1 protein-coding gene is annotated in these 8,872 nt (G+C 75.1%); it reads left to right on the forward strand.

All coding sequences use genetic code 11. The features are described 5' to 3' along the window. Positions 1-42 precede the first annotated feature (42 nt). Positions 43-8,872, forward strand: an 8,830-nt coding sequence (locus tag AB0G74_RS29995) for an amino acid adenylation domain-containing protein (RefSeq protein WP_361152544.1), incomplete at its 3' end; no start/stop codon positions are given.

Raw genomic sequence — 8,872 nt, forward strand, 5'->3', positions numbered from 1 at the left:
GACCGCCGCCCCGGTCCGCCGACGACCTCTGGAGCACCACCCATGAGCGACCACATCCCGCAGCGCCTTCCCCTCACCGGGGCACAGGCCGGAGTCTGGTACGGCCAGCGGCTCGATCCGGCGTCCCCGGTCTACAACGTCGGCCAGTACCTGGAGATCCACGGCGCCCTCGACGCCGAGTTGTTCACGGCCGCGCTGCGGCACACGGTCGCCGAGTGCGAGGCGCTGACCGCCCGGTTCGCCGAGGACGCCGACGGGGAGCCGTACCAGCTCGTCCCGGCCGCGCCCGGGCCCGAGCCGGTACTGCCCGTCCTGGACCACACCGGGCAGGACGATCCGTACGGTACGGCGATCGAGCTGATGCACCGTGACATGGCGACGCCGGTGGACCCGGCGCGGGACGCCCTGTGGCTGTTCACCCTGCACCGCGTCGCCGAGGACCGGTTCCTCTGGTACCAGCGGGTCCATCACATCGCCCTCGACGCCTACGGCTTCTCCCTGGTGTCGCGGCGCGCCGCCGAGGTGTACACGGCACTCGCCGACGGCCGCGAGCCCGGTGCCAGCCCGTTCCCGCCGCTGTCGGCCGTGGTCGAGGAGGAGGCCGCCTACCGCGACACCGGGCGCCGGGAGACGGACCGGGCCTACTGGCGGGAGCGGCTGGCGGGGCTGCCGGAGCCCGCTCCGCTCTCCGGCGCCGTCCATCCGGCGGCCCACTCCTTCCTGCGCGCCCGGTCCGAGCTGGGCCCCGGGCCCACCGCCCGGCTGCTGGCCTCGGCCCGGTCGGTGAAGGCGAGCTGGGCGGACGCGGTGACCGCGGCCTTCGCGGCCTGGACGCACCGGGCACAGGGCACCCGGGACGTCGTCCTCTCCCTGCCCGCGATGGCCCGGCTCGGCACGGCCGCGCTGCGGGTGCCCGCGATGGTGGTGAACGTCCTCCCGCTGCGGGTGGGGGTCGCGCCGGGAACCCCGTTCGGACGGCTGACGGCGGAGGTCGCCGACGGGGTCCGGGGGCTCCGCCGCCATCAGCGGTACCGCGCCGAGGAGATCCGCCGCGAGCTGGGTCCGGGGGTGACGGAGGGGACCGCCGTCTTCGGCCCGATGGTGAACGTCAAGTCCTTCGACTACGGACTGAGTTTCGCCGGGGCGCCCGCCACCGTGCACAACGTGGCCGCCGGGCCCGTCGACGATCTGACCCTCGGCGTCCACCACGACGAGGCCGACGGCACGATCCGGCTGGAGCTGGACGCCAATCCCCTCGCCTACGACCGGGCCGCGGTCGACGCGCTGCTCGCCGAGTTCACCGGTTTCCTCGCGGCCTGTGCCGAGGCCGGTCCCGACGCGCCGGTCGGGGCGCCCGATCTGCTCGGCCCGGCCGCGCTCGCCGAGGCCGTCGCGGCGGCCCGCGGCCCGGAGCGGACCGTCCCGGACGCCCCGGTCACGGCCCGGTTCGAGGAGGCCGCGCGCCGCCATCCCGACCTGCCCGCGGTGATCGCCGGGGAGACCGTCCTCAGCCATGCCGCGCTGCACGCGGCGGCGGGCCGGCTGGCCCGGCTGCTGATCTCCCGGGGCGTCGGCCCCGAGTCCTTCGTCGGGATCGCCGTACCCCGCCGGGCCGAGCTGATGGTGGCGCTGCTCGCGGTCCTCAAGTCCGGTGGCGCCTATCTGCCGCTCGATCTCGAATACCCGGCCGACCGGCTCCGGTTCATGGTGGACGACGCCCGCCCGGTCTGTGTGCTGACCACCCTGGACGGCGCCGCCGACGCGCCCGACGCGCCCGGTACGGAACGGATCGTGCTGGACGCCCCTGACGTCCTCGCCGAACTCGCCGCCCTGCCGGACGGCCCGGTCGGCGACGGCGACCGGCTCGCCCCGCTGACCGGGGACCACCCCGCGTACGTCATCCACACCTCGGGCTCCACGGGCCGCCCGAAGGGGGTCGTCGTCCCGCACGCGGCGCTCGCCGCCTTCCTCGACACCCAGACCGGGGCGCTGGGTCTCGGACCGGGCGACCGGCTGGTCGCCGTCACCACCGTCTCCTTCGACATCCATGTCCTGGAGCTGCACACCCCGCTGCTCCACGGGGCCGCCGTCGTCCTCGCCGACCGGGACACCGTCCGGGACCCGGCCGCGCTGGCCGCCCTGATCGACGACCACCGCCCGGCGGTCGTCCAGGCCACCCCGTCGCTCTGGCAGGCGCTGCTGGCCGAAGGCGCGCCGACGACCCTGGCCGGGACCCGGATCCTGGTCGGCGGCGAGGCGCTGCCCGCGGGGCTGGCCGAACGGCTGGCCCGTACCGGCCGGTCGGTGACCAATGTGTACGGCCCCACCGAGGTCACCGTCTGGGCGACGTCGGCGGAGCTGGCGGCGGACCACACCGGGGTGCCCGGTATCGGGCGGCCGTATCCGAACACCCGGGCCCATGTGCTCGACGGGGCGCTGCGGCCGGTGCCGCCGGGCCGTACCGGAGAGCTGTATCTGGCGGGCCGTCAGCTGGCCCGGGGCTATCTGGGGCGTCCGGCGCTGACCTCGGAGCGGTTCACGGCCGATCCGTACGGCCCGCCGGGGTCCCGGATGTACCGCACGGGTGACCTGGTGCGCCGGGGCGCGGACGGCGGGCTGGAGTTCCTGGGCCGCGCCGACGACCAGGTGAAGCTGCGCGGGCACCGGATCGAACTGGGCGAGGTCGAGGCGGCGCTGGCGGCGGCGGCCGGGACCGGGCGCGCGGTCGCCGTGGTCCGGGAGGACGAGCCGGGCGCCGAACGGCTGGTCGGCTATGTCACCCGGGGCGCCGACGGCCGGTCGCCCGATCCCGCCGGGGTGCTGCGGGCCGCCGCCGGGGTGCTGCCCGCCTATATGGTCCCGGCCGTGGTGGTGGTGCTGGACGCGTTCCCGCTCACCGCCAACGGCAAGGTCGACCGCAAGGCGCTCCCCGTGCCGTCCGCCGAGGCGGGCGGCGGGGGCGGGCGCGGGCCGCGCGGCGCCCGTGAGGAGATCGTCACCGGGGTACTCGCCGATGTGCTGGGCGTACCGGAGTTCGCCCCGGACGACGACTTCTTCGCCTTCGGCGGGCACTCGCTGCTCGCCTCCCGGGTGGTGGCCCGGCTGCGCCGGGCGCTGGGCGCCGAGTGCGCGATCCGCGATGTGTTCGAGGCTCGTACGGCGCGGGCGCTGGCCGAGCGGCTGGGCGGGCGGGCCGTCGCGGGCCACCGGCCGCCGGTCGCGGTGGAGCGCCCGGCGACCGTACCGCTGTCGTACGCGCAGCGGCGGCTCTGGTTCCTGCACCAGCTGGAGGGGCCGTCGGCGACCTACAACATCCCGTTCGCCGTACGGTTCGACGAGCGGCTCGACGCGGTGGCGCTGGACGCGGCGCTGGGCGATGTGGTGGCCCGGCACGAGACGCTGCGGACCGTGTTCGAGGAGCGGGACGGGGTGCCCGCGCAGCGGGTGCTGTCCCCCGGGGCGGCCGGGGTCCGGCTGCGGGTGGTGACGGCCGGGGACGCCCAGGGGGCGGTGGACGCCGCGACGGCGGCGGCGCTCGGCCACCGTTTCGATCTGACGTCCGAGGCGCCGGTCCGGGTCACCCTGGTCCGGTCCGGTGCGGGTGGGGACGTCCTGGTGGTGCTGTTGCATCACATCGCGTCCGACGAGTGGTCGATGGGCCCGTTCCTGTCGGGTCTGACGGTGGCGTACGAGGCCCGGCGGGCGGGCGGCGCGCCCGCGTTCGAACCGCTGCCGGTGCAGTACGCGGACTACGCGATCTGGCAGCGGGAAACGCTGGGGGAGGTCTCCGAGGCGGGTTCGCCCGCGGCGGCGGGTGCCGCGTACTGGCGTGACGCCCTGGCGGGCGCACCCGCCGAGCTCGAACTCCCGGCGGACCGGGCCCGCCCGGCGACGGCGGCGGAGGCTTCGGCGGGCGCGATGGTGTTCCGTCCGGTGCCGGACGCGGTGGCGGTGGGGGTACGGCGGCTGGCCCGGGAGTCCGGTACCAGCGTCTTCATGGTGGTCCACGCGGCGGTCGCGGCGCTGCTGCACCGGCTGGGCGCCGGGGACGACATCGTGCTCGGTACCCCGGTCGCCGGGCGGTCCGAGACCGTACTGGACGATCTGGTCGGCTTCTTCGTCAACACCCTGGCGCTCCGGACCGACGCCGGGGGCGATCCGACCTTCGCCGGGCTGCTGGCCCGGGTCCGGGCCGCCGATCTGGCCGCCCTGGACCACGCGGAGCTGCCGTTCGACGCGGTGGTGGAGGCGGTGGCCCCGGAGCGGTCCCCGGTCCGCCACCCGCTGTTCCAGACCATGGTCTCGCACAGCACCGTCAGCCAGGACCTGGACCGGCTGTTCGGGCTGCCGTCCCGGGTGGAGCGGATCGATCCGGGCGCCGCCAAGTTCGATCTGGACATCACCTTCGCGGACACCGCCCACGGCACGGGCCTGGAGCTGGAGGTGTTCTACGCGACGGCCCGCTTCGACCGGGCGACGGCGGAGGCGCTGACGGACCGGCTGCTGCGGGTCCTGGCCCTGGCGGTCGCCGATCCGGAGAGCCGGATCTCGGAGTGGGAGCTGCTGGCCGACGGTGAGCGGGCGGCGCTGGAGCGGTGGAACGACACCGGCCGCCCGGTGGGCCCCGAGCCGGTGACGGAGCTGTTCGCGGCGAGCGTCGCGGCGCACCCGGACGCGGTCGCCGTGGTGGCGGGCGGGGAGCGGCTGACCTTCGCCGAGCTGGACGACCGGGCGGGCCGGCTGGCGACGCTGCTGACCTCGGCGGGCGCGGGCCCCGACACGGTGGTGGCGCTGGCCGTGCCCCGTTCGGCGGACGCCGTGGTGGCGGTGCTGGCGGTGCTGAGGGCGGGGGCGGCGTATCTGCCGCTCGATCCGGACCATCCGGCGGAGCGGATCGCGTTCATGGTCGCGGACGCGGCGCCGGTGTGCGTGGTGACGACCCGTTCGGCCGCCGGACTGGCACCGGGGCTGCCCGCGGTGGTGCTGGACGAGCCGGGGACCGTGGAGCGCCTGGCGGCGGCGGTTCCGGCACCGGCGGTACCGGTGGATCCCGAGCACGCGGCGTATGTCATCCACACCTCGGGCTCCACCGGGGTGCCGAAGGGTGTCGTCCTGCGGCACGCCGGTCTGAACCGGCTCTTCCGGGACCACGAGCTGTCGCTGTACGGGCCGGTCACCGAGCGGCTGGGCCGCCGGGTACGGGCCGCGCACACCGCGTCGTTCGCGTTCGACTCGTCCTGGGATCAGCTGCTGTGGCTGGTGGCGGGGCACGAGCTGCACGTCCTGGACGAGTACGGGCGGCGGGACGCCGAGGGGGTCGTGGCCTATGTCCGTGAGCACCGGATCGACGTCCTGGACGTCACCCCGTCGTTCGGTACGCAGCTGGTGGACGCGGGCCTGCTGACCGGGGAGTGGCGGCCGCCGCTGTTCCTGCTCGGCGGCGAGGCGCTGCCGCCGGGTCTCTGGGCGGAGCTGCGGGACGTCCCCGGCATGGAGGTCGTCAACTTCTACGGGCCGACCGAGTTCACCGTCGACGCCCTGATGGCGCGGGTGTCCGACTGCCCCACCCCCGTGGTCGGCCGTCCGCTGGTCAACTCCCGGGCGTATGTGCTGGACGCCCGGCTGCGGCCGGTCCCGCCCGGGGTGGCGGGCGAACTGTATCTGGCGGGCGATCAGCACGCCCGCGGCTATCTGAACCGTCCGGCGCTGACCGCCGAGCGGTTCACGGCCGATCCGTTCGGCCCGGCGGGGACCCGGATGTACCGGACGGGCGACCTGGCCCGGTGGCGGGCCGACGGGCTGCTGGAGTTCCTGGGCCGCGCCGACGACCAGGTGAAGATCCGCGGGTTCCGGGTGGAGCCGGGCGAGGTGGAGGCGGCGCTGGCCGCGCTGGCGGGGGTGTCGGCGGCGGCCGTGGTGGTCCGCGACGATCTGCCGGGCGCGGTGGGCGTGCCGGAGCTGGTCGGCTACGCGGTGGCCGGGGACGCGGACCCGGAGGAGCTGCGGCGGCGGCTGGCGGCGACCCTGCCGGAGCATCTGGTTCCGGTGGCCGTGCTGGTGGTACCGGTACTGCCGACGACGGTCAACGGGAAGCTGGACAAGGCGGCGCTGCCGGTACCGGGGCCCAGGGCGGCGACCGGGGCGTCCCGGGCGCCGAGCGGTCCCGCCGAACAGCGGATCGCGGAGGTCTTCGCCGGGCTGCTGGGGCTTTCGGCGGTCGGCGCCGACGACGACTTCTTCCGGCTGGGCGGGCATTCGCTGCTGGCGACCCGGCTGGTGGCCCGGCTGCGGGCGGCCGGTACGGCGTGCTCGGTACGGGATGTGTTCGAGGGGCGTACGGTCGCCGGGCTCGCCGAGCGGCTGTCCGGCCGGTCGGGCCCGGACCGGCCGGGTCCGGTGGCGTCGGCCAGGCCGGACCGGCTGCCGATGTCCCTCGCCCAGTCCCGGCTGTGGTTCCTGCACGGCCTCGAAGGCCCGTCGGCGACGTACAACGTGCCGCTCGCGGTCCGGCTGCGCGGCGCGTTGGACACCGACGCGCTGCGCGCGGCGGTGGCCGATGTGGTGGCCCGGCACGAGGCGCTGCGCACGGTCTTCGGGGAGGACGCGGCGGGCCCGTTCCAGCGGGTCCTTCCGGCGGCCGGGGCCGTGGTGCCGTTCGCCGTGACGGCGGTCCCGGAAGGCGGCACGGACGCCGCCGTGGCGGAGGCCGCCAGATACGCGTTCGATCTGGCGCGGGAGATCCCGCTGCGGGTGACGCTGGTGTCGGAGGGCGCCGGAACCCACACGCTGCTGGCCCTCTTCCATCACATCGCGTCCGACGAGTGGTCGACGGGCCCGTTCCTGGCCGATCTGGCCGGGGCGTACACGGCGCGTACGGCGGGCGCCGGGCCGGAGTTCGGTCCGCTGCCGGTGCAGTACGCGGACTACGCGCTCTGGCAGCGGGAGACGCTGGGCGAGCCGGAGGACCCGGACTCGCGGGCCGCCGCCGAGACCGCGTACTGGCGCGACACCCTCGCCGGACTCCCGGCCGAGATCGCCCTGCCCGCCGACCGGCCCCGGCCCTCGATGCCATCGCACCGGGGAGGCACCCTGACGGTGACCCTGCCGGAGCGGCTGGTGTCCGGTCTCACGGCGCTGGCGCGGGACCGGGGGACGACCGCGTTCACCGTGGTGTCGGCGGCGCTCGCCGGGCTGCTGCACCGGCTGGGCGCCGGGGACGACGTACCGCTGGGCTTCCCCGCGTCGGGACGATCGGCGGAATCGCTCGATCCGCTGGTCGGTTTCTTCGTCAATACGCTGGTACTCCGGGCCGATCTGGCGGGGAACCCCTCGTTCGCCGAGCTGCTGGACCGGACGGCGCGGGCGGCGACGGGTGCGCTGGACCACGCGGAGCTGCCGTTCGACGCGGTGGTGGAGGCGGTGTCGCCCGAGCGGTCGCTGTCGCGGCATCCGCTGTTCCAGACGATGGTCGCCTACGAAGGGGGTGACGGCGTCCCGGCCGGGCTCTTCGGGGCCGGGCTCACGGTCGCCGAGGCGCCGGTCGGCGAGGGCGCGGCCAAGTTCGATCTGGAGGTGCTGTTCCGGCGCGTCCCGCCGGTGGAGGATTCGGGTCCGGCCGGAATGACCTGCGGGATCCGTTACGCGGCGGATCTCTTCGACGAGTCGACGGTGGCGGTGCTGGCCGAGCGGCTGATCCGGCTGCTGGAAGCGGTGGCCGCTGATCCGTCGGTACGCCTCTCGGAGATCACCCTCCTCGACGACGCCGAGCGGGACCTGATCCTGCACGGCTTCAACGACACCGCCGTCACCCTCGACGGGCCCACAACGCTCGCCGACCTCGTCACCGCCGGAGCGAAGGACGCCCAAGCCCCGGCCCTGGTCTTCGAATCCACCGAAACCTCCCGCCCCGACTTCGAATCCGCCGTCAACCGACTCGCCCGACTGCTCATCGCCCGAGACGCGGGACCCGAGACGATCGTCGCCGTCGCCCTCCCCCGCTCCCCCGAACTCCTCATCGCCCTGCACGCCGTCGTCCGCGCCGGCGCCGCCTACCTCCCGCTGGACCCGTCGCTGCCGACGGATCGGCTGGCCTATATGGCGGATACGGCCCGGCCGGTCTGTCTGCTCGCCGACGGCACTTCGGCGGCGGCGATCCCGGTACCGGAGGGCACGGCCGTGCTGACGCTGGACGCCCCGGAGACGGCGGAACGGCTGGCGTCGTCGCCGGACGGGCCGGTGACGGACGCGGACCGGACCCGACCGCTGCTGCCGGACCATCCCGCGTATCTGATCTTCACCAGCGGTTCCACCGGCCGTCCCAAGGGCGTTCTGGTCGAACACCGGGCGATCGTCAACCGACTCCGGTGGATGCAACACGCCTACGACCTCACGGCCGACGACCGGGTCCTCCAGAAGACCCCCACCAGCTTCGACGTCTCCGTCTGGGAACTCTTCTGGCCCCTCGCCCAGGGCATACCCCTCGTCATCGCCCGCCCCGACGGACACAAGGACCCCGACTATCTGGCGGCGCTGATCGCCGAAGAGCACGTCACCGTCTGCCATTTCGTGCCCTCGATGCTCGCGGCGTATCTGGCCGCGCATCCGGTGGACGCGACCCCGGCCCTGCGGTTGGTGGTGTGCAGTGGTGAGGCCCTGACCACCGACCTGGTCGACCGCTTCCACCACGGCAACCCCCAGGGAGCGGAGCTGGTCAATCTCTACGGCCCCACGGAGGCGGCCGTCGACGTCACCGCCGCACCCACCACACCAGGAGCCAACACCCCCACCGCACCCATCGGAACCCCCGTCTGGAACACCCGCACCTACATCCTCGACCACCACCTCAACCCCGTACCCCCCGGCACCCCCGGAG

Origin of the sequence: Streptomyces sp. NPDC020875, assembly GCF_040641415.1 — a bacterium.
In the GTDB taxonomy this organism is placed as follows: domain Bacteria; phylum Actinomycetota; class Actinomycetes; order Streptomycetales; family Streptomycetaceae; genus Streptomyces.